The organism is Lysobacter fragariae (genome assembly GCF_054779775.1).
In genome coordinates, this window is sequence record NZ_BAAGXP010000012.1 from 259,558 (window position 1) to 281,502 (window position 21,945).

The 21,945-nt window shown below is 66.2% G+C and carries 22 protein-coding genes; 12 read left to right on the forward strand and 10 right to left on the reverse strand.

Going from position 1 to position 21,945, the window contains the following annotated elements:
* Window positions 1–21: 21 nt before the first annotated feature.
* The 5 genes from ACYVD7_RS13230 to ACYVD7_RS13250 all read left to right on the forward strand — a co-directional run bounded on the left by ACYVD7_RS13230 (window position 22) and on the right by ACYVD7_RS13250 (window position 5,440).
* A complete protein-coding gene (locus tag ACYVD7_RS13230) occupies window positions 22–381 on the forward strand; it encodes a helix-turn-helix domain-containing protein (protein WP_460764064.1) in 360 nt (119 codons plus the stop codon).
* Between the two features lie 252 nt (window positions 382–633).
* On the forward strand, window positions 634–2,457 hold the full coding sequence (locus ACYVD7_RS13235) for a DUF885 domain-containing protein (protein WP_460764067.1): 1,824 nt from the start codon (window positions 634–636) through the stop codon (window positions 2,455–2,457).
* A gap of 208 nt (window positions 2,458–2,665) precedes the next feature.
* Window positions 2,666–4,156, forward strand: a complete 1,491-nt coding sequence (locus ACYVD7_RS13240; RefSeq protein ID WP_460764070.1) for an amidohydrolase family protein — start codon at window positions 2,666–2,668, stop codon at window positions 4,154–4,156.
* Window positions 4,157–4,170: 14 nt separating this feature from the next.
* Entirely contained in the window at window positions 4,171–5,022 is an 852-nt protein-coding gene (locus ACYVD7_RS13245; RefSeq protein ID WP_460764073.1) for a DUF72 domain-containing protein, read from the forward strand.
* Between the two features lie 34 nt (window positions 5,023–5,056).
* Window positions 5,057–5,440 carry a nuclear transport factor 2 family protein gene (locus ACYVD7_RS13250; protein WP_460764075.1) on the forward strand — a complete coding sequence of 128 codons (384 nt, stop codon included), beginning with the start codon at window positions 5,057–5,059 and terminating at the stop codon, window positions 5,438–5,440.
* A gap of 40 nt (window positions 5,441–5,480) precedes the next feature.
* Here ACYVD7_RS13250 and ACYVD7_RS13255 read toward each other — a convergent pair whose 3' ends face one another.
* The 3 genes from ACYVD7_RS13255 to ACYVD7_RS13265 form a co-directional block, all read right to left on the reverse strand.
* Complete coding sequence (locus ACYVD7_RS13255) at window positions 5,481–5,795, reverse strand: antibiotic biosynthesis monooxygenase family protein (RefSeq protein WP_460764077.1); 315 nt, start codon at window positions 5,793–5,795, stop codon at window positions 5,481–5,483.
* An 89-nt stretch (window positions 5,796–5,884) separates the two neighbouring features.
* Complete coding sequence (locus ACYVD7_RS13260) at window positions 5,885–6,784, reverse strand: DMT family transporter (protein WP_460764080.1); 900 nt, start codon at window positions 6,782–6,784, stop codon at window positions 5,885–5,887.
* A 110-nt stretch (window positions 6,785–6,894) separates the two neighbouring features.
* Window positions 6,895–7,287: a cupin domain-containing protein gene (locus tag ACYVD7_RS13265; RefSeq protein ID WP_460764082.1), complete on the reverse strand. Its 393-nt coding sequence runs from the start codon at window positions 7,285–7,287 to the stop codon at window positions 6,895–6,897.
* 171 nt (window positions 7,288–7,458) lie between these two features.
* Here ACYVD7_RS13265 and ACYVD7_RS13270 point away from each other — a divergent pair, with 171 nt between their 5' ends.
* Window positions 7,459–8,343 carry a LysR substrate-binding domain-containing protein gene (locus ACYVD7_RS13270; protein ID WP_460764084.1) on the forward strand — a complete coding sequence of 295 codons (885 nt, stop codon included), beginning with the start codon at window positions 7,459–7,461 and terminating at the stop codon, window positions 8,341–8,343.
* A 137-nt stretch (window positions 8,344–8,480) separates the two neighbouring features.
* On the opposite strand, the gene ACYVD7_RS13275 is transcribed toward ACYVD7_RS13270, so the two are convergent.
* From ACYVD7_RS13275 to ACYVD7_RS13285, 3 genes are read right to left on the reverse strand one after another with little or no spacing between them, the layout of a single operon-like run.
* A complete protein-coding gene (locus ACYVD7_RS13275; RefSeq protein WP_460764087.1) occupies window positions 8,481–8,882 on the reverse strand; it encodes a TfoX/Sxy family protein in 402 nt (133 codons plus the stop codon).
* Window positions 8,879–9,547 carry a Pr6Pr family membrane protein gene (locus ACYVD7_RS13280; RefSeq protein ID WP_460764089.1) on the reverse strand — a complete coding sequence of 223 codons (669 nt, stop codon included), beginning with the start codon at window positions 9,545–9,547 and terminating at the stop codon, window positions 8,879–8,881. The genes ACYVD7_RS13275 and ACYVD7_RS13280 overlap by 4 nt, the downstream gene beginning before the upstream one ends.
* A gap of 13 nt (window positions 9,548–9,560) precedes the next feature.
* Window positions 9,561–10,466: a DUF2785 domain-containing protein gene (locus tag ACYVD7_RS13285; protein ID WP_460764092.1), complete on the reverse strand. Its 906-nt coding sequence runs from the start codon at window positions 10,464–10,466 to the stop codon at window positions 9,561–9,563.
* Between the two features lie 194 nt (window positions 10,467–10,660).
* On the opposite strand from ACYVD7_RS13285, the gene ACYVD7_RS13290 reads away from it, so the two are divergent.
* From ACYVD7_RS13290 to ACYVD7_RS13300, 3 genes are all read left to right on the forward strand, one after another.
* Complete coding sequence (locus ACYVD7_RS13290; RefSeq protein WP_460764094.1) at window positions 10,661–11,605, forward strand: DMT family transporter; 945 nt, start codon at window positions 10,661–10,663, stop codon at window positions 11,603–11,605.
* 74 nt (window positions 11,606–11,679) lie between these two features.
* Complete coding sequence (locus ACYVD7_RS13295) at window positions 11,680–13,302, forward strand: ExeA family protein (RefSeq protein WP_460764096.1); 1,623 nt, start codon at window positions 11,680–11,682, stop codon at window positions 13,300–13,302.
* Between the two features lie 2 nt (window positions 13,303–13,304).
* On the forward strand, window positions 13,305–14,126 hold the full coding sequence (locus tag ACYVD7_RS13300; RefSeq protein ID WP_460764099.1) for a general secretion pathway protein GspB: 822 nt from the start codon (window positions 13,305–13,307) through the stop codon (window positions 14,124–14,126).
* A gap of 85 nt (window positions 14,127–14,211) precedes the next feature.
* Here the strand turns inward: ACYVD7_RS13300 and ACYVD7_RS13305 are convergent, their stop codons facing one another.
* Both ACYVD7_RS13305 and ACYVD7_RS13310 read right to left on the reverse strand, forming a co-directional pair.
* A complete protein-coding gene (locus ACYVD7_RS13305; RefSeq protein WP_460764101.1) occupies window positions 14,212–15,909 on the reverse strand; it encodes a hypothetical protein in 1,698 nt (565 codons plus the stop codon).
* Between the two features lie 314 nt (window positions 15,910–16,223).
* On the reverse strand, window positions 16,224–17,234 hold the full coding sequence (locus ACYVD7_RS13310; protein WP_460764104.1) for a fatty acid desaturase: 1,011 nt from the start codon (window positions 17,232–17,234) through the stop codon (window positions 16,224–16,226).
* A gap of 189 nt (window positions 17,235–17,423) precedes the next feature.
* Between ACYVD7_RS13310 and ACYVD7_RS13315 the strand changes: the two genes are divergently transcribed.
* The 3 genes from ACYVD7_RS13315 (at window position 17,424) to ACYVD7_RS13325 (ending at window position 20,033) form a co-directional block, all read left to right on the forward strand.
* Window positions 17,424–17,642 carry an RNA-binding S4 domain-containing protein gene (locus ACYVD7_RS13315; RefSeq protein ID WP_460764106.1) on the forward strand — a complete coding sequence of 73 codons (219 nt, stop codon included), beginning with the start codon at window positions 17,424–17,426 and terminating at the stop codon, window positions 17,640–17,642.
* A 79-nt stretch (window positions 17,643–17,721) separates the two neighbouring features.
* Window positions 17,722–18,270: a LemA family protein gene (locus tag ACYVD7_RS13320; protein ID WP_460764108.1), complete on the forward strand. Its 549-nt coding sequence runs from the start codon at window positions 17,722–17,724 to the stop codon at window positions 18,268–18,270.
* Window positions 18,270–20,033, forward strand: a complete 1,764-nt coding sequence (locus tag ACYVD7_RS13325; protein WP_460764111.1) for a DUF2207 domain-containing protein — start codon at window positions 18,270–18,272, stop codon at window positions 20,031–20,033. Before ACYVD7_RS13320 ends, ACYVD7_RS13325 begins: the two co-directional genes overlap by 1 nt.
* A 51-nt stretch (window positions 20,034–20,084) precedes the next feature.
* On the opposite strand, the gene ACYVD7_RS13330 is transcribed toward ACYVD7_RS13325, so the two are convergent.
* The gene (locus tag ACYVD7_RS13330) at window positions 20,085–20,879 is read right to left on the reverse strand and encodes an MOSC domain-containing protein (protein WP_460764113.1); all 795 of its coding nucleotides are present in this window, start codon (window positions 20,877–20,879) and stop codon (window positions 20,085–20,087) included.
* A 60-nt stretch (window positions 20,880–20,939) separates the two neighbouring features.
* Complete coding sequence (locus ACYVD7_RS13335; RefSeq protein ID WP_460764116.1) at window positions 20,940–21,617, reverse strand: GNAT family N-acetyltransferase; 678 nt, start codon at window positions 21,615–21,617, stop codon at window positions 20,940–20,942.
* Window positions 21,618–21,945: the final 328 nt, after the last annotated feature.

Below are 21,945 nucleotides of genomic sequence, written 5' to 3' on the forward strand. Positions count from 1 at the left end.
ACTGATATCGCGGAGGCGATGATGACCGCACTGTCCGGAAGGATCCGAAAAGCCAGGAGCCTGGCGAAATTGTCCCAGGCCGAGCTCGCCCGGCGCGTGGGCGTCAAGCGCAGCGCGGTGACGCAGTGGGAACATCCCGCGGGAACGACTCCCAGCGTCGACCATCTGGTGCACATCGCACTTGAAACCAGCGCGCGGTTCGAATGGCTGGCAACCGGCCGCGGACCCAGCCAGCTCGACGAATGCGAAGCCAATTCGGCAGTGATCATCGAGGACTACGCCCGCGACGAACACGAGAGCCAGGCCCTGGGCCAGTTGCGCCAGCTATCGCCAAGCAAGCGGCGATTGGCGCTGGAAATCCTGCGGCTGCTGACGCACTAGCCGGATTCCGCCGTCCACGGGAAGTTCGGGACGCGTTGACCCCGAGTTTCCCCGTTAGCCCATCCCCATCCAGCGAATCTACCCTCGCCGGTCAACCAGCGTCCACCCACGCCCGTCACACTGCCTTCCGGCAGGGGCGGCGATCTTCGCCGTTGCCGCCGGCATGACCCACGGCCCGCGCCCGGCTGGCCACATCGGCGATATCCTCCGGCCGCCGCGGCCCTGCCGCCTTCCCGAGACACCGAGACCGACATGCGCCTGCGCCCCATTCCATCAGCCATCGCCTTGGCCCTGCTGATCGCCACCTCCGCCTGCCAGAAGCAGGAAACCGCAGCCCCCACCGACACTGCAGCCACCACCGCGCCGGCCTCCACCGAACAGGCCGACGCGAAGTTCGCAGACGTCTCCAAGCGCTGGCTCGATGGCTGGCTGGAGCAGCAGCCGGTGTCGGCCACGCAGACCGGCAAGCACGATTTCGATGATCGTATCGACGATCTCAGCGCCGCCGGCCGGCAGAAGTTCGTCGACTTCAGCAAGAAGATGCTGGCCGAAGTCGAAGCGCTCGACGCCAGCAAGCTCTCGCGCGAGAACCAGGTCGACCTGGCCATCCTGCGCAACCAGATCCGCGGCGACATCTGGCAGATGGAAACGCTGCAGAGCTGGGCGTGGGATCCGCAGGTCTACAACGGCATCGCCGGCGGCGCGCTGTACACGCTGATGGCGCGAGATTTCGCACCGATGCCGCAGCGCCTGAAGTCCGCAACCGCGCGCATGGAGAAGATCCCGGCGCTGTTCGCGCAGATGCGCGAGAACCTCGACCCGACGCGCGTGCCGAAGATCCACGCCGAAACCGTCTCGAAGCAGAACGCCGGCGTCACCAGCATCATCGACGACATGATCCTGCCGCACGCGAACGAGCTCAGCGGCGATGACCGCAAGCGCCTGGACGCCGCGGCAGCAGCACTGAAGAAAGCCGTGGCCGACAACCAGACCTGGCTCGACAAGACCCTGGTCCCGAACGCCAAGGGCGATTTCCGCATCGGTCAGAAGCTGTACGACGAGAAGCTCGCCTTCGCGCTCAATTCGCCGCTGAGCCGCCAGGAAATCCGCACCCGCGCCGAAGCCGCGATCAAGCAGACGCGTGCGGAGATGTACGACATCGCACGCAAGGTACTGGCCGACAAGCCGAACGCGCCGAAGGAAATGCCTGACGCGCCGAACGACGAGCAGCAGCAGAAGACCATCGAAGCCGCCCTGGAACTGGCCTACGCCGATCGCCCCGCACGCGACAAGGTCGTCGAGCTTGCCAAGGCCGCAACCGCCGAAGCAACCAGGTTCACCCGCGAGAAGAACCTGGTCAGCGTGCCGGAAACGCCGGTGCAGATCATCCTGATGCCGGAATTCCAGCGCGGCGTCGCCGTCGCCTACTGCGACTCGCCCGGCCCGCTCGACAAGGGCCTGGACACCTTCTATGCCGTGTCGCCGATTCCGGACGACTGGGACAAGAAGCAGGTCGACTCCTTCCTGCGCGAGTACAACACCCGCTCCATCCACGAGCTGAGCATCCACGAAGCGATGCCGGGCCATTACCTGCAGATCGCGCATGCCAACAAGCATCCGTCGACGCTGCGTGCAGTGCTGGGCTCGGGCTCCTTCATCGAAGGCTGGGCGATGTACGGCGAGAAGGTCATGGCTGACGCCGGCTACATGAACAACGATCCGCTGATGCAGCTGATCCAGCGCAAGTGGGCGCTGCGTGCGTTCGCCAATGCGATCCTCGACCAGGCCATCCACGTCGACGGCATGAGCGAAGCCGATGCGATGAAGCTGATGACCGTGACCACGTTCCAGCAGGAGCGTGAAGCCGCCGGCAAGTGGCGTCGCGCGGAGCTGACTTCGGCACAGCTGCCGACCTACTTCGTCGGTTACAGCGAGCACATGGACCTGCGCAACGAAGTGCAGAAGCGCGAAGGCGCCGCGTTCGACATCAAGGCCTACCACGACAAGCTGCTGTCCTATGGCTCGCCGCCGGTGCGTTTCGCGCGTGAGCTGATGCTGGACGAACCGATCCAGTGATTGCATCACTCCAGTGATGGCATCCGGCCCGCGCGCGAAGACGTGCGCGGGCCGACCGCACCACCCTGCGCTACCACCCTGTGTTTTGCGGTTCGCAAGCGGCGACTTTGCCGCTTGCGGGCATCCGATTCCCCCATGCGGGTGAACGTTGGATTCCGTGCGTTGCAGGGCGCACTATCGCCGCGGCCCTCACTCCATCCCGGTCGCGATGAAGATCACGCTTTCCCTGCCTTCCCGCAGCGTGCTGCTCGCCTGCGCATTCCTTTCCGCCTGCGCGCATTCGCCATCGTTGGTCGCACCAGCGTCCGCAACCGGCACCATCGCGGCCGACACGATCATCGACGATGCCACCGTCGTCGACGTACGCAATGGCCGCCTGCAGGAACACCGCCATATCGTCGTGCAGGGTTCGCGCATCCTGGCGATCACCGACGCCGCGGGCGCGCAGCGTTACTCCGCTCCTCGCCATGTCGCCGCAAACGGAACATTCGCCATTCCCGGCCTGTGGGACATGCACGTGCATTTCGGCGGCGGCCCGGCATTGATCGACGAGAACCGCGAGCTGCTGCCGCTCTACATCGCCCACGGCGTCACCACCGTGCGCGACTGCGCCGGCGACCTGAGTGAACAGGTGCTGCAATGGCGCGACCAGGTGAACAAGGGCGAGTTGCTCGGCCCGACGATCTACACCTCCGGCCCGAAGATCGAGGGCAAGGGCTCGATCTGGCCCGGCGATCTGGAAGTCGGCAACGAGGCCGAACTGCGCGCTGCCCTCGACCAGCTGCAGGCGATGCACGTCGACTTCGTCAAGATCACCGACAGCGCGCTGTCGCCGGAGCTGTTCCTGGCGGCGTTGAAGGAAGCCAGGCAGCGTGGACTGAAGACGTCGGCGCACGTACCGATGTCGCTGATGCTGGATGACGTGAGCGCCGCCGGGCTTGGCTCCATCGAGCACATGGGCTACGCGTTGAAAGCCGGAACGCCGCGCGAACGCGAGATCGCAGCGGCATCCGCCGCAGGCAAGCTGCCCTATCGCGATGCGCTGGTGCAGGCCGCCGACACCTTCGATCCCGCCATCGCCCTGCCCGCCTACCGCAAGCTCGCCGAACGCGGCACTGCGATCACCCCCACGCTGTACGGCAGCCGCGTCACCACCTACCTGGACCAGGACGACCACAAGCACGACGACTACCTGCACTACATCGGTCCCGGCCTGAAGGCGACCTACGCCTGGCGGGTGGAGCGCGCTGCCAAGGACGATGCCGCCGCGATTGCCAGTCGCCACCGCGTCTACGAGAAGAGTGCATCGCTGCTGCCGCTGCTGCACGAGGCTGGCGTCACCATCCTGGCCGGTACCGACGCCGGCTTCCTGAATTCCTTCGACTACCCCGGCATCGGCCTGCACGACGAGCTGCGCGAATTCGTCCGCTACGGGCTGACGCCTGCGCAGGCGCTGCACTCAGCCACGATCGACAACGCCGGCTTCCTGGGCCATGGCGACCAGTCTGGCGAACTAGCTACAGGCAAGGTCGCGGACATCGTGCTGCTGGCGCGCAACCCGCTGACCGACATCGACGCCACGCGTGCCATCATGGCGGTCATGCACAAGGGCGATTATCTTGATCGCGCCGCACTGGACGCGCTGCTGGCGCAGGCCCGCCAACGCGTGGCGGAGCGCGAAGCCAAGCAGGCCCCCTGACGAATGGACCCCTGATGCCCGCGAGCAAGCTGCCACCCGACCTTTTCAGCGGTTCGACGCCCGCCGTCGACGGCATCCGTGTCGGCATCGGCGGCTGGACGTTCGCGCCGTGGCGCAACAACTTCTACCCCAGCGGGCTGGTGCAGCGGCGCGAGCTGGAATTCGCCAGCCGCAAGTTGAGCGCCATCGAGATCAACGGCACCTACTATGGCGCGCAGAAGCCGACGACCTACGCCAAGTGGGCGGCGGAAACGCCGGAAGGCTTCGTGTTCTCGCTCAAGGCGCCGATGCGGATCATGCAGTCGCGCACTTTGGCGAAGACGGGCACGCAGGTCGAGGATTTCCTTGGCGGCGTCGCTTCGCTGGGCGACCGGCTCGGGCCGGTGGTGTGGCAATTCGACGCCGGCACGAAGCTGCAACGCGACGACTTCATCGCCTTCCTCGATTTTCTCCCCGATTCGCTCGACGGTCGTCGCCTGCGCCACGTGCTGGACGTTCGCGATTCGGAATTCGTCGACAACCGGTTCATCGCCCTGATGCGCGAGCGCAAGCTCGGCACCGTGTTCACCGATTCGCGCGACTACCCGTCCTTCGCCGACATCACCTCCGATTTCGTCTACGCGCGACTGATGCGCTCACGCAGCGAAATGGACACCGGCTACACGGCCGAGGAACTGGATCGCTGGACGCATCGCGCGCGCCTGTGGTCGCAGGGCAACGCACCGGACGACCTGCCGCACGTCACCGCCAACGGCAAGCCGCCTGCAGAGCAGCGCGATGTCTTCGTCTTCTTCATCAGCGCTGCCAAGGAGCGGAATCCAGCCGCGGCGATGGCGCTGATCGAGCGTTTACAGCAGACCGCGTAACCTCCGGGCGGGATTTCGTTGCGAGGAGGCCGCCATGACCACGCCCACCGCCGAACCCCGCGAGATCGCCACGCATTTCCTGCAGCTGGCTGCCGCTGGCCACGCGCACGAGGCCTTCGCGCTGTACGCCGGCCCGCATTTCCGCCATCACAACCCGTGGTTCCCCGGCGACGCGCAGTCCCTGATGGTTGCGATGGACGAGAACGCCGCGCGCAATCCCGACAAGGTGCTGGACATCCAGCGCACGCTGGAAGACGGCGATCTGGTCGCCGTGCATTCGCATGTCCGGCAGGCGCCTGACGATCGCGGCGCGGCCGTAGTACACCTTTTCCGCTTTGAAGGCGGAAAGGTCGTTGAGCTGTGGGATCTGGGCCAGCCGGTGCCGGAAGCCTCGCCGAACGAGCACGGGATGTTCTGAAACGGGCAGGTATGTCCTGCCGGGACGTGTCCTGCCGAAATCAGCCCGCCGAGATGACCATGTGATGGACGACTTCCGCTTCGAACTCGAGCAGGAAGTCTTCGTCCTCCGGGTAGTACTTGGCCTTGAGCAGGTCGTCGCCGGCGAAGGCCCGGATCGCGTCCTCGCTTTCCCAGTAGCTCAAGGTGACGAAGTGCGCGACATCGCCGTCGTCACGACGCAGCACCTGTGCGCCGAGGTTGCCGGGTATGTCGCGGTAGTCGGGCATCGCCCGTGCGTCCAGGAAGGCGGCGTAGGCATCGGCCTTCGCCATCGGGGTCCTGCCGTGCCACATGCGCGCGATCATGCCCTTCATCATGCCGCTCCCTTCTGCGTCACTCCCGCAATGCCGGATGCGCGAGGCATCCGGCCTGGGATCGAACGGTCACGATGCGCCTGCGATGGCTACTTCGCAATACGCTGGCTCATCGCCACGCTGCCCAGGATGAGCGCGGCGGAAATGGCCATCGTCATCGTCGGCTGTTCGCCGATGAAGGCCCATGCCCACGCGACGGCGAACACCGGCACGAGGTAGGTCACGGTCGACGCGCGACTGGCACCGATCCGCGCGATCAGGCGGTAGTACATGACGAAGGCGATGCCCGTGCACAGCACGCCCAGCCCGCCAACGGCCAGCCAGGACTTCAGCGGGATCGCGGTGGTCGGCCATTGCGACAGCGCGAACGGCAGCGTCAGCAGGCTGGAAATGCCCAGCGTCGCGGCCGCGACGGCCGCCGGCGGCAGGCCGGTCAGGTGGCGACGCACCAGATTGATGCCGATCCCGTACAGGAACGCCGCAGTGGCGCCGGCGACCACCGACCAGCCGATGCTGGCGCCGTCGGTCTTGCCGCTGGCCAGCACGACCACACCGCCAAAGCCGGTGATCAGCGCGACGGCGCGCTTCATGCCGATCTTCTCGCCGAAGAACAGGAAACCCACCAGCGCGGTGAACAGCACCGTCATCGCGTTGCAGATCGCCCCGACACCCGCCGGCGAGCGCTGCGCGGCCCAAGCGAAGAGCATGAAGGGGATGGCGGAATTGATCGCGCCGATGATCGCCAACTTGCCCCACAGCCGCGGCTGCGCGAACTGTCGCCGCGCCGCCCACAGGAACGGCAGCAGCACCAGCGACCCCAGCGCCAGTCGCACTTCCACCAGCGGGATCGCGCCGAAGTCCTTGGCCGCGACGCGCATGAACAGGAACGAGGCGCCCCAGATCGCGCCGAGCACGGTGATTTCCAGGGGTGTGATCCAGGCGGCTTCGCTCGAAGGCGCGATCGGCTGGTGGGTGGCGACGGTGTTCATCGTGATTCCAATTGGGGGAGTGCGCGTTGGGGGAGTGCGTGGAAACAGGAGTGCGTTGCTCGTTGAAGCAGGCAAAGCCTGAAGAGGCCAAGCTCTGAAGAAGATGGATCTCAGCCCTGGCTGTAGTTGAACCGGCTGGCGCGGTTGGAGGCCTCGCGCGCCGCGATCAGGGCCGCGGGATCCAGATTGAACCCGAACAGGCGCACGCCGCTATCCGTTTTCGGACGATGGCTGCTGCCGGGCAGGAAGCGTACGTAGGTACCGGCACCGTAGCGGGTGCGGCCTTCGATCACCTCGCCACTCACCACCAGGTAGTGTTCGCCGGTGTCGTGGTCGTCCACATACGGCCATACCGCGCCGGGCGCCATGTCCACGACCCAGACCCGGACGCTGCCGTCGCTGGACAGGTCGCGACGCAGGCAGCCCACGCCGACCTGGACCGGTGGAATGTCGTCCACCTGCGCGGCCAGCAGGGATGGTGTGATCGCTTCGAGTCTGCCCATGGCGCTACTCCCGGAAGGTTGGGGCGACAATCTGGTTGTCGGCTCCCGACCATTCTGGGCACACGCGCAGCCCGCACAAGCGCATACTTTCGGAGGGAGACACAAGCCAGATTTGTGGCTTGATAGATCCGATCCGCAACCTTCGCACTGGACATTGCCACAGGTGCCCCGATGGCCCTTCGCGCCGACCTGCTACCCGCCCTCGCCGCCTTCGAATCCGCCGCCCGGCACCAGAATTTCGCCCACGCCGCGGAAGAACTGCACCTCACCGCCAGCGCGGTGAGCCACCACGTGCGCAAGCTGGAAGCGCGGCTGGGCGTCACCCTATTCCAGCGCCACGCGCGCGGCGTCGCACTGACGGCCGAAGGTCGACAGCTGGCCGACGCGGCTGGCAGCGCGATGGCTGATATCGAAGGCGTGGTCCGCAGCCTGCGCATTGCCCGCGACGACCTCGAACGCGTGCACGTCACTACCCTGCACTCGCTCACCTACACCTGGCTGCAGCCGCGCCTGCCGCTGTTTGCCGCCGCGCATCCGCACATCCGCCTGACCATCGATACCGAAATCGCGCTGACCCGCTTCGAAGACGGCGGCCCAGACCTGGGGATCCGCCACGGCGCGGGCCACTGGCCGGGACTCACCGCCTACCACCTGATGGACGACGCCTTGTTCGCGGTGGCCTCACCGAAACTGCCCGGCGTGGATGCCCTGCGTACACCCGCGGACATCGCACGATTGCCGCTGATCACCGACCTGGCCCGCCAAGGCTGGCACGACTGGTTTCGCGCGGCCGACGTACACGGCGTGGAAGTGCAGGAGCATTACCGCTTCAGCGATACGACGGCCGCGTTGAACGCCGCGGTGCATGGATTGGGCGCGGCGCTGGCCCGCGAGAAAATCGTCGCGCCATACCTGGCTTCAGGCGCGCTGGTGCGCCTGCCTGGTCCGGCGATCAAGACACGCTGGGGCTATTTCGTGGTCCATCCCTCGCACAAGCGACTCAAACCGGCGGCGCAGGCGTTCGTCGACTGGCTGCTGTCGTTGCCGCAGCAGTGACCGGACTGCACCAGGAGGGCCTGAATAATTGCCGTCATCCCCGCGAAGCGCTTTACAACAGCCGAAGGCTGGTCAAGCGGGAATGACGAAGCTGAGTAGTGCAGACCGTCCCTAGCCTGGCCACCTGCAGCAGACGCTCAGATTTTCCTGGCAGGGCCCTTGAGGCTCTTCGGCCGGTCGGCCGCCTTGGCCCCTTTCGTGCGCTTGGGCTTGAGCGGCTTGCGTAGCGCGGCATCGATCGCCCGCCGTGCCCAGGGTCGCATCGCCTGTGGCGAGTCCATCGCTTCTTCCGGCACCGACCAGTAACCCATCTGCAACGGCTTGCCGTCCTTCGTGCCATAGACGAAGGGCGCGCAACCGGCGTCGCTGAAATCGGCCCGTGTCTCATCATCCACCTTCAGGTACAGCGCCTCGTCGATGATCACGCCGATGATCATTCCGTCGAAGTACACCCCGTAGCCACCGAACATCGCCCGCGCCGAGATCGGACCCAGCGGCTCGAACAGGTCGCGCAGGTGTTCGATCAGCGCCTGGCTCATGACGTCGCCATCGCTTTGCGCGAATGCCCCAACCAGCGATCCAGTCCGATCACGACCGCGCCGACGCCCAGGAACAGCACGAAAATACCCGCGCAGTTGCGCAGAGCCACGGCAATCCCGAGCTGATCGACATCGACGAAGGGATACGGATATTCGTGCACCCAGTATCCCCGCACGAAAACCCACACCACGTAGACCAGCGGCATCAGCAGCCAGCGCGGCAGATCGCTCCAGAGCAATGCGCCATGCGGCACGCAGGCCAGCCACCACAGCAGGTATGTCACAGGGACCGCGTAGTGGAGGCTGCTATCGGCCACCCACTGCGCACCCTGCGGATCCCACGTATGGCGCAGGATCGCAATGTAGATACCCATCACGATCGCGATGTACATCGCCACGGCGCCACGTGTGGATGCACGCACCAACAGACGCTCGTCGCCTTGCGTCGACGCAGGCCGCAGCGCCGCGGTGGCGGCGACCAGCAGGACCGCTGTGTTGCACACGATGGTGAAGTAGCTCAGGTACCGCACGGTGGCCAACAGCGGGCCGATGGTCTGCAGTGTCGAACGCACCAGCAGTACGTACTGCAGGACCAGCGCGAATGCCGCCAGCAAAGCAACGGCAGCGGCGCACCAGCGCATCGTCGAACGGGAGGGTGTCGTCATCGGGTCGGGGTCCTCAGGGCATCTGTTTGAGCGCGGCACGCAGGCCGGGCAGGACGCGTTCACGCAGGGCTTCGTCGCCCTGCTCCTGCACCAGCACATAAAGCGCGGTGAGGAAGGCGTCGACGTCGTGGCGCCGCGCCAGCCCTGCTTCGCTGGCGAAGGCCGCATTCCAGTCCGGCAGCGGTGCCGGTGATGCCGCCGTAGCGAACCAGCCTTGCCACTGGTCGGCATTCCACGGCCCGCGCTTGGCCATGTAGAAGACCGGCCGCGCCAGGCGCGCCGGTTCGCCGTGGATGTAGGCGTGCGCATTGCCTGCCCCGACCTGGGCGGCCACGGCATCGCGCAGGCGTTCCAGTTGCGCGTCGCTGACAGCCGGATTGGCTGCCGGCTGCAGCAGCAGGTCGGCGCCGTGCGCCACGCCGTGACGCCAGCCCTCACCGTCGACGAAACCGCGATAGTCACGAACACTTTTCACATAATCCGCCGCAGCGACGACCAGCGCAGCGCGCGCATCCGTCGTGAGCCACGGATTGATCCGGTCCGTGCGTGCCAGCTCCGACAACACCAGCGCGGCGAACGGCCGACGGAATCCCTGCGCATCCTCCTGCGCCAGCATCGGCAGCAACCGGTCGTACAGCGTCTGCAATGTCGCAGTGGGCAGCTGTTCGCCGCGCATCCAGGTCGACAATGCCTCGTAGGCGATGCCGTCGCGCAGGTCCGGATCGGGATCGCCCAGGCAATCCAGCAATCCGATCGCCAGGCGGTCGCGCGTCGCGTCCTCCCGGACCTGGAACTGCTTTACCTTCAACGTCTGCAACGAGTCGACACTCGATCCCGACGGCGGACAGGCAGCGACAGCGTCGGCAGCCGCCAGCCACCCCAGGCACACCAATCCGAAACAGGCCACGGCATTGCGCATCGGTCCCACTCCCGCTTGTTGGAGCATTGTTGCACCTCGACAGCGCACGACGCGCGCCCACCGCGGCGTGCGTAGCCAGCTCGACCGGGGAACCTTCCCCGCAAACACGCCAGCCGTCTGCAGAACGTCTCCAATGAGTCCCAAGGACACAACGCAGCAAGTTCTACAACGCGATCCCAAGGGATAATGCCCGCATGCCGATGACCGAATCCCGCAAGGCCTTCCTGCAGATCCACTTCTGCGTACTCCTATGGGGCTTCACCGCGATCCTGGGCAAGCTGATATCGCTGCCCGCGCTGCCGCTGGTGTGGTGGCGCATGCTGCTGGTAGTCGCGGCGCTGGCCGTGATCCCGAGGGTGTGGCGCGGACTGCGTGCGATGTCGCCCCGGGTGATGCTGGCCTACGCGGGCATCGGTGCGTTGGTGGCATTGCACTGGCTCACCTTCTACGGCGCGATCAAGTTGTCCAACGCATCGGTGGGCGCAACGTGCATGGCCTTCAGTACCGTCTTCGTCGCGCTGCTGGAACCCTGGGTCACAGGCACGCGCCTGTCCAAGCGCGAGGTCGCACTCGGCCTGCTGGTGCTGCCCGGCGTGGTCCTGGTGGTCGGCGGCGTGCCGCACGGGATGCGCCTGGGCATCGCCGTGGGCGCGCTGTCGGCGCTGCTGGTGGCGATCTTCGGATCGCTCAACAAGCGCATGGTCGAACACGGCGACCCGCTCACCGTAACCGCGCTGGAACTGGGCGCGGGCGCGCTGGTGCTGACGCTGCTGGCACCAGTGATGCCGTTGCTGTTCCCAGCGTTTGCCGGCGACCTGCTGGTGCTCCCGGGCACGCGCGACGCGGTCCTGCTGCTGGCACTGTCGCTGGCCTGCACGCTGCTGCCGTTCACGCTGTCGCTGGTGGCGCTGCGGCACATGAGCGCCTTCGCACAGCAGCTGGCCGTCAACCTGGAACCGGTGTACGCCATCGTGCTCGCCATCGCCCTGCTGGGCGAGCAGCGCGAACTCACGCCGCAGTTCTACCTGGGCGTGTTCGTCATCCTGGCCGCCGTGTTCATCCATCCGTTCCTGGGCACGCCGCACCGCCTGCAGCCGGACGTGCTGGGCACCGCCGAAGGCAAGGGCGCGGCGGAATAGCCGCTGGAATTGCGTTAACAGACCCGGGTGTTCGGCTATTCTCGTAGCCATCCTCGCCCCGGCCCCGACTGCGCATGTACCTCGAGCATTACGGCCTCAAGGAGCCGCCATTCTCGATCACTCCCGATCCGCGCTTCGTGTTCCTCAGCGAGCGCCATCGGGATGCGCTCGCGCACCTGCTGTTCGGCATCGGCCAGGGCGGCGGCGGCGGTTTCGTGCAGCTGACCGGCGAAGTCGGCACCGGCAAGACCACGCTCAGCCGCCTGCTGCTGGAACAGATCCCGCAGCTTGAAAACAGCGTACCCACGCGCGTCGCGCTGGTGCTGAACCCGCGGCTGTCGCCGGTGGAACTGCTGGAGACGATCTGTGAAGAGCTGCACCTGGACATCGAAGCCCGGCGCGGCAGCGTCAAGGCACTCACCGACGCGCTGAACGCCTACCTGCTGGAAGCCTATGCGCAGGGCTTGCGCGTGGTGCTGATCATCGACGAGGCGCAGAACCTGTCGGTGGAGGCGCTGGAGCAGGTGCGCCTGCTCACCAACCTGGAAACCGACACGCAGAAGCTGCTGCAGATCATCCTCCTGGGCCAGCCGGAGCTGCGCGACATGCTGGCGCGCGCCGACCTGCGCCAGCTCGCGCAACGCATCACCGCACGCTTCCACCTGACGCCACTGGATGCCGCCGAAACGACGACTTACCTGCGCCATCGCTTCCGTGTCGCCGGTGGCCTGCACCTGCCTTTCGACAACAAGGCCATCGCCCGCATCCATCATCATTCCGGCGGCGTGCCGCGCCTGATCAACGTGATCGCCGAGCGCGCGCTGCTGGGCGGGTACGCGCACGACGACACGCGCATCGATGCGCGCACGGTCGATCGCGCTGCGCGCGAGACGCTGCCACCCCAGGCGACGCAATGGCCGGCGCGTCGCTGGCTTCCGCTGGCAGCGGGCGTCGCGGCGGTCGTCCTCGTGGGGCTGTATTCGTGGCGTTCGTCCGGCTCGTCCGCGGATGATGCAGCCACTGCAGCTGGCGCGGTTGCCGAAGCACGCGCCAACCCGCAGCTGCCATCGGCGCCCGCTTCGCCATCGCCCGCTTTGCCAGCACTTGACCCGGTGGCACTTCCGGCCGCGCTGGCTTCTGCCGATCCCAGCGCCGCCTGGCGGCATCTGTTGCAGCAATGGTCAATGACCGGCGATGCGGCGTTGGCGTCGGCCTGCCCATTCGCGATCGCGAACAACGCCTACTGCCTGCGTGGTCGTGCGCGACTGGATCGACTGGTGGCGCAGGATCGTCCGGTGCTGCTGATGCTCCGCGACGGTGCGCGCGAGGTGCCCGCGGTCCTGCTCGGCGCCGACGCGCTGCGCGTGCGACTGCGGGTCGCGGACGCTCCGTTCGACATCGATCGCATCCAGCTGGCGCGCATCTGGAACGGCGACTACGCGGCGGTGTGGCGTGGCCCCGCCCACTTGACGCTGCCATTGGCCGACAACGCACCGCAGGCAACATGGGTACGTGAACGTCTCTCACCGCGCTATCTCGCCGCGGCCGACGTCGCGCCTGGCACGATGCAGGACGCGATACGCCGCTTCCAGACAGATCGCGGACTGGCCAGCGATGGCGTGATTGGTCCCGAAACGCTGATGGCGCTCGCGGCACAGGACAAGGATGGTCCGCGCCTGCTCCGGGAGTTGCAGTAACCATGTCACTGATCCTGGAAGCCCTGCGCAAATCCGAGGCCGAGCGACGTCGCGGCCAGACACCGGACCTGCTCAGTGACACCGAACCCGCTGCGCGTGCCGCACGCGTGGCCGCATCGCGCACGTTGCGCGGTCCGTGGACGCTAGGCATCGGTGCAGGTACCGCCGTCGCGCTCGCACTGCTGTTCTGGTGGGCGAACCGCACTTCGACACCGCCTGCGGATGAGTCCGGAGTCGCGACGGCTTCGGCGTCAACCACTCGCGTACCCGACAGCGGCATGCCCTATCCGCGTGCTGCAGTGGCGGATCGCGAGCCGCGGTCCGTGGCTTCAACAATGCAGGCATCGGAAGCGACGCCTCCTGCGCCGGCGCACGCAACGACCGTGACTCCTGCGACACAAGAGACGAACGTGCCACCCGCATCTACCGCGAGTGCGTCGTCCACGGAACCGGCCGGCACGGCTCCAGTTGACGAGCCCCAGTCCGCAGCACCGGACATGACGACCGCACCGCAGGGCACCGCTGTCGCCGCGACGGAGCCCGCTCCGGCCGCCTCAGTACAGCCCGAGCCAACGCCCGTCTTCACCAGCCCCGATGTGCCAGTGCGCCTGTCCGAACTGTCCAGCCAGGATCGGCAGCAACTGCCGCCACTCAAGCTGAGCATGCACATGTGGGCACCGGACGCCGCCAATCGCTTCGCCATCGTTGACGGCAATCGCGTGAGCGAAGGCGACCGGATAGGCGAAGCGGTAGTGGAAGCGATCGCGCGCGATGGCGTCGTGCTGTCCTGGCGCGGTCGTCGCATCCGCCTGTCGATCCGCTAATTTTCGCCGCCGGGAAAGCGCGCAAAAAGAAAGCGGGCCGAAGCCCGCTTCCTTCACTGCACGTGATGCGCCATGACACTGCGCTTCATTTTCCCTGCCTGCGCGCCTTCATGGTCTTCTTCGGCTTGCTGCCCGCGTTCGCCATCCCCTTGTCGTCATCCAGCACCAGGCTTCCCAGCACCGACCACGCGAAATCCAGCTGCAGCTTGTTGTTGAACATCGGATCGTTCAAACCGAAGTAGTAGTCGGCCGCGTAAGGCGTTTCGCGATTGCCGGCGTTGTTGCCTGCGTAGTAGCCCGGCGTGGACTGGTACATCGACTGCCCATGGCAACTCATGCAGTTGGTCTGCACGCCGTACTGGTTGGTGATGGTCTGGCCGTTGTCGTTGATCGTCGCCGTGGTCTGGAACACCGACGGATCGAAGCCCGCCTCCAGGTGCGGGTTGTACGCATACACCGGGGCACCCACGCTCTTGCCGCCCATGATCGGCTGCGCCGGCGAGACCATCTGGTAGGCCACGGCCATCGCGTAATGCGCGGCGGCACGATCCAGCACGGCCGGACGTGCCGCGGCAATGGTGGCGGAGCTCGGCAGATACGGCTGCGAGTCGTTGGCGGACCACCAGAACGTCTGCCATGTCCAACGCGTGGCTTCGCGCGAGGTCACGTGCATGCCAACCAGGATCGCGATGTCGCCTGCCGACACGGGAATGCCCAGGTCGCTGGAAGCGTCGGCGGCTTCCGCGGCGTTGAGCGTGTAGTGGATGAAGTCGCTCAGCTGGAAGGTACTGGCCGGCGTCCTGCCCTGGCAACCCTGGTCAATCGAATTGCCGCTCTGGGTGCCGTTGAGGTCGATGTAGACGCAGGCGTTCCAGCTCGATTCCGGGAACGTCACCGCCGGCGACGGCGTGCCCGGCCAGCCCGGCATGGTGTAGATGCCGTTCGTCACGTTGCCGTTGGCTTCGTTCTTCTGGATGACCTTGAAAACGGGCTTGGTGGTGATGGCCGCGGCGGGAAACACCGGGATCTGGTTGTAGCCCTGCTCCAGGTAGGTGTTGAGCGTGCTCTGCAGGAACAGTTTGTTGGTGATCGCGTGCTGCGCCGCGGCCGGGTTGTAGGCCACCGAGACCAGGATGTTGGTATCGCCGTCGTTCACCTGTGTGGCCTGCGAAGCCTTCAGCTTCGGCTTGAGATTGCGGAACTGGCGCGGCGGATCCAGCTCGAACCTGCGCGCAGGGCGAAGCAGCTGCGCCTTCTGCAGCATCACCTGGCCGCGCAACGCGTCCACGCCCAGGCCGGACTGGATTCGGAAGATCATGTTGCCGGGCGATGTCCACGTCTCGAACGCGCGCACCGGCGTGCCGTTGACCGAGCCGGTGAAGGACGTCAGGCCGGCCCAGATCGACCAGCCGTGGCGGTTGATCGCATCGCTGTTGCCGCCGTACACCCACTGGTTGATGGTCGTTTCCGACTGCGGGAACGGCTCGCTCGTCGCTTGGGGCAGGTTCGGGATGCAGACCAGGCTGCCGTCGATGTTGCCGATGTCGCCGCCTTTCATCACGGCGTTCTCGCACTGCGACAGGTTGCCCAGCGACGCCGCCTGGTAGTTGCCTTGCAAGGTCTGGCAGGTCGCCGAGAGCGCATCGTTGGCCACCGACGCGCCATAGCAGCTGAGCCGATATGAACCTGGCGGCGTGGCTGTGGTGCCGTCAGCGAATGCATAGGTCGCCAGGCCTGCGGCGCCGGACAACCCGGCGAGCAGGAAGATTGCGGAACGTTTCATGTTTTCCCCTCCATGGTGCAACGGTAGTGAATCGTCCGACCCGAGTGCGGGATCGAACGTCCTTGGTGACTGCCTGTTCCGTCATCCGGGCCAGGCTGCCATGCCTGTCGACGCGCATTGCGCTGCGTCGATCAAATTCCCTTTCGCTTGTCCCCTTGCCGTTCGCGCATCGTGCGCGGCCGGCATGCGCGCCACCTGCCGTGCAGGCGCGCGTACCGGCGGACTGTGCGCCGTGTCGGAGCGCGAGTAAATAGGGCAGGCAAAGAAAAAGCGGGCTTTCGCCCGCTCTCTCGTTGCTTCACTGCCATGCAGGATCAGGCATGCATGCGCTTGGGAAAACCGACCATGCGCTGGGTTTCCTCGCACCACAGCTTCAGCTGCGCGCACTTGAGGCTCGACCACATCGTCAGGCGCGGCGCGGCCTGCAGCGCCGGGCTGGATTCGAACGCTTCGCGCAGGCGGTAGTTGGGGATGCGGCTGGCGAGGTGGTGAATGTGGTGGTAACCGATGTTGCCGGTGAACCAATGCACCACGCGCGGCAGGTCGTAGAAGGAGCTGCCGGCAACCGCGGCCTGGTTGGAATCCCAGTTTTCCTTGCGGGTCCAGTAGGCGGTCTCGAAGGTGTGCTGCACGTAGAACAGCCACACGCCCGCGGCGCCGGCGATCAGCACGATCGGCAGGTGCACCATCAGCACCGTGTGCCAACCGATGATCCAGCCCAGCGTGCCTCCGACCAGCAGCAGCACCAGGTTGTTGAGCAGGACGCTGGCCCACTCCTTCTTCCAGGTGAACGGCAGGTCGAACGGGAAGCGGTGCTTGAGCACGAACTGGTACAGCGGGCCGATGCCCAGCAGCACCGGGGTGCTGCGATAGAGGCGGTAGCCGAAGCGGCCCAGCCAGCTGCGCGACTTGTATTCGCTGACGGTCAGGGTCTCGATGTCGCCCATCTCGCGGCGGTCCAGGTTGCCGGACGTGCCGTGGTGGATCGCGTGCGTCTTCTTCCAGTAGCCGTAGGGGAACAGCGTCACTACACCCAGGCAGCGGCCGACCAGGTCATTGGTGTTGGCGTCGGCGAAGAACGAGCCGTGCCCGCAGTCGTGCTGGATGATGAAGGTGCGCACGTACAGGCCGGCGGCCGGGATTGCGAGCAGCAGGGTCCAGCCGTAGCCCCAGGAGTCAACGACGCTCCAGGCCATCAGGGCCCACAGCACCGCGAACGGCACCAGCGTGTTGATGAGCTGCCATACGGCGCGGCCCAGGTGCGGCTTGGCAAACTGCGCGCACAGCTTGCGCAGGTTGGCGGACTCTTTCGAAACTGTTTCCAAGGTGGTTCTCCCAGCGGTCAGGCATTGTCGGGGCCCCGACGGCAGCCCGCAAACGACGGTAGCGTATGGTCACGTTGCAAATGGGGGCGGCGTCACAGACCGGCAAGCCCGCGGGGCACCGCCCGTCGGCTTGCGCGTCTCGGAATACGCTGCGACGCTGCCGCCTGACCTCTTCATTGGCGCCTTCCCATGCAACGGATCGAATTCGAACTCGACCGCGACTTCGTCGAACTCAACCAGCTGCTCAAGCTGACAGGCCTGTGTGACAGCGGCGGTGCCGGCAAGCAGCTGGTCGCCAGCGGCGTCGTCCGGGTCGATGGCGCGGTGGAATTGCGCAAGACCTGCAAGATCCACGCAGGCCAGTTGGTGACACTGGACGACGTGGAGATCCGCGTCATCGCGGCCTAGGCGAGTCGCGGCCGCCGTCGCAGTCGTCGGTAAGATCACCGCCGGCAGCAGGAAATCACATGTTGGAAGGGGGAACCGCATGACCTTGGCAATCGTGGCGCTGTTCGTGGCGCTGCTGGCGTGGGCGGTATTCGCCTTCAACCGGCTCGTCCGCCTGCGCAACCAGGTGCGAACCGCCTGGGCCGATATCGATGTGCAGCTCCAGCGCCGCCACGACCTGGTGCCCTCGCTGGTGACGGCCGTGCAGGCGTATGCCGGCCACGAGCACGCCCTGCTCGCCACCGTGGCGCAGTTGCGCTCGCAGGCCGTCGCCCTGAAGGGCCCCGCGCAACTGGGCGCCGTGGAAGCGCAACTGGAACAGGCTGTCGGCCGCGTGCTGCTGCTGAAGGAGTCCTACCCCGACCTCAAGGCCAGCGAGAACTTCGCGCAGCTGCAGCGCGACCTGGTCCAGGTGGAAGAGCACCTGCAGTACGCGCGCCGGTTCTACAACGGCGCCGTTCGCGATCTCAACAACGGCATCCAGCGTGTTCCCGATGTGCTAGTGGCGCGTGGAACCGGTTTCCGCGAGGCGGAGTTTTTCCAGACCGGTGATGCCGAGCGCGCCCCGGTACAGGTGGAACTGTCGTGATGAAGACCGCCTTCGTGATGACCGCTTTCGTGACAAGGACGCTCGCGTTGCGCCTCTTCCTGTTGCTGCTCACCGCGCTTGTGGTCGCTCCGGTCAGCGCGGAGGAGCGCATCACCGCCTACGACAGCAGCATCGACATCAACGCCGATGGCAGCCTGGACGTCACCGAACGCATCACCGTCATCGCGGAGGGAACGAACATCCGCCGCGGCATCTATCGCGACTTCCCGACGCGCTACAAGGATCGCTACGGCAATCGTGTGGTGGTCGACTTCAGGATGCTCGACGTGCAGCGCGACGGCCGCACCGAGCCCTGGTTCATCGAGGACATCGCCAACGGCGTGCGCATCAATACCGGCAACGACGACTTCCTCCCGGTGCCCGGGCAATTCACCTACACGCTGCGTTACCGCACCACGCGCCAGATCGGGTTCTTCAAGGACCACGACGAGCTCTACTGGAACGCGATCGGCAATGGCTGGATGTTCCCGATCGCCAGCAGCAAGGTCGAAGCCCGCCTGCCAACGGCGGTAGCGGTGTCGGACATGCACGTGGAGGGCTACACCGGCGCGTTCGGGGAAAAGGGCGACGACTACGTCGCGATCACGCCGGGACCGGGCATCGCACGCTGGCGCCTGTCGCGTCCGCTCGCGCCGCAGGAAGGCTTCACCGTGGTGCTGACCTTCCCCAAGGGCCTGATCGCCGAACCGACGCGGGCACGGAAATTCTTCTGGTTCTTCAAGGACAACCGCGGCGCACTGGTCGCGCTGCTGGGTCTGGTCGGACTGGTGACATTCTGCTGGCGTCGCTGGAACCAGGTCGGGCGCGATCCCGCCAAGGGCGTCATCATCGCCCGCTACGACCCGCCGGAGAACCAGACGCCCGCCGGCCTGCGCTTCATGCAGAAGATGGGCTACGACCCGCGCTGTTTCTCTGCCGACCTGCTGGAGCTCGCCGTTGGCGGGCATGTACTGATCGAGCGCGAGAAGGGGTTCCTCACCGACTCGTGGTGGTTGCAGCGCGTCGAGGGCGGCAAGACCATGCCGAGTCCCGCGCAGGCCGGGCTGCTGGCCAAGCTGTTCGCAGCGGGTGAGCGCATCGAACTGGACGACAGCAACGCGACCACCATCTCCGGCGCGCGATCGGAACACATGCAGTCGCTGGACAAGCAGTTCCAGCCGCGGATGTTCAACCGCTACATCGGCAGCATCCTCCTCGCGGTGGTGATTGCTGTCGGCAGCATCGTTCTGGCGCTGATCGTCAGCGGCGGCGCGGGCGTGCTGGCGATCATCGCGACTGCGGTGCTGATGCTCGTCGTCCTGATCGTGTTCGGCGTGCTGGTGAAGGCGCCCACGAAGGAAGGCCGCAAGCTGCTGGACGAGATCGAGGGATTGAAGCTGTATCTGGGCGTCGCCGAACGCGACGACATCGCGCGCATGCAGGGCCCCAACGGCCCGCCCACGCTGGATGCTGAGCGCTACGAGCGCCTGTTGCCTTACGCCGTGGCGCTGGAAGTGGAGGATGCGTGGACGAAGCAGTTCACGTTGGCCGTCGGTGTAACGGCGGCGGCAGCGACCACTTCAGCGATTTCCTGGTACCGCGGTGGCGGCGCCAACGACCTCGCCAGCCTCACCCAGTCGATTGGCAGCAGCCTCAGTTCGCAGATCTCGTCGGCATCGACGCCACCGGGAAGCTCGTCGGGTTCGGGCGGCGGCGGTTCTTCGGGTGGCGGTGGCGGTGGCGGCGGCGGCGGCGGTCGCTGAGCCGGACGTTGGACGCTAGCGCCCGCGGAATGCCAATAGTGTTACCAGGCCCTACCCCAGCACTTCCACGACATCACCGCGCCTGAGTACTCCGCTGCCACGTGGAATCAGGTTCTGACCGAACGTCACTCCGCGTTCGGTACGGCGATAGGTGGTCAGCGTGCGCAATGGTTCGCCGCTCGGATCGCGTTCCCCGCGCTCCGGGTCCACGGTGGTGAACACGCAACGCGTACAGGCCTTGACCACGTCGAACTCGACTTCGCCGACGCGCACGCGCTTCCAGCCGTCCTCGGCATGCGCGTTCGTGCCGGATACCACCAGGTTGGGTCGGAACCGCAGCATCGACACTGGCGATGCCAATCGTTCGTTGAGGCCATCGAGTGCGGCCTGCGTGATCAGCAGCAACGGGAAGCCATCGGCAAAGCTGACTTCGTCGCCCGGCTGCGCATAGCCCGGTGCCACGGCGCGCCGGTTGGACGCGTGCATGTGCACCAGCCGCGCGGCCTGGCCCAGGTAGGCGCTGATCCACGCGTCCGCCTGCACGCCCGCAGGTCGTGCATCGACGGTGTCGTCCCACACCGTGACTGCGATGGTTTCCTCGGCTTCGGGCAGCGCTACCGACAGCGCCGGCACGCCGGGGGCTTCCAGCTGGAGACCGCCCGGAGAAGGCTGCGCACGCACACGTGTCAGCCGTGCCTGCTGGCGGCCAGTGATGAATCGACCGGTTTCATCCACGACCATCCAGCGGCGGTCGTCCACCAACCCGCGGGGCTCGACCTGCGCGGCCTCGACCGGCAGCGGTGATGAAGACTTGATCGGGTACAGGTAGAGACCGGAAAGCTGCATCGTTCGTCCTTTGAATGGTGGCAACCGTGCCGCGCCGACCCGTCGTCCACCGCGACTGGTTCACTGTCGGGTAAGCGACCAGAATCCGATGTCGCGGCGATGACGGAAGCCGATCTGTTCGTACAGCGCCTTCGCACGGGCGTTCTCGTGGCTTACGTGCAGGAACGGGGTACGACCGCGTTGCAGGGTGTCGTTGGTCAACATGGCGGTCAATCGGCGCGCGTAGCCGCGACCGTTGAAATCCGGATGCGTGCAGATCGCGCTCATCTCGGTGAATTCATCGGTGCCCAATCGCTCGCCGATCATCGCAGCCAGGCGACCGTCCTGGTAGATGGCGAAGTAGCGCCCCATCTCCATCGTCCGTTCGCGGAAATAGTGCGGGTAGACGAGCGCCGTCAGCGCCAGCACGTCGGCGCGGTGATCCAGTGTCAGCGGCGCGATCTCCGGACCTTCGATCACGTCCAGCGGCGCGTGGCAGATCATCTGCGCGAGCGGGCGGAAGGCTTCCAGCCGCCAACCGGCGGGGATGCTGGGGGTCACCCCCAGCAGGTAAACGCTCTCGCCGGGCGCAACCAGTGACTCGAGAGCACTGCTCGCATCCACATCGACGCCCGCCACGCCAAGGAACGGCGCGTACTGCGCCGGATAACGCGCGGCGACGCCACTGCGCAGCGCCACGTCACAATGCCGCGTCCGCAGCGATGCCCAGAACGGATTGTCGAGGTCGGTTTCACCCATGGCGCCATGCTACCGATACCGGCTCCCGGCGAACTATCCGCAGCTTGCGGCCACTGGCCACCAGCAACTGCATGACTGCCGCTACCCGGCCGGCCCCTTGCGGTGAAGCCCAGCATCGCTCGCATTGAGCAAGGCGATACTGATCCGCGGCACGTCCCTGACACGTCTCGCGACGTGGCTACACGCGCGGGGTTTTCGACCTGATCGAAGACTGCAGGCGGCCCCCCACCGACGCGGGTCGCCCAGGGAAAATCCAGTCCAACCCATACGCCACCGCCTCGAATCCGACCAGCTCCCCGGTACTTGCCAGGAAAATTGCTGCAGCGCA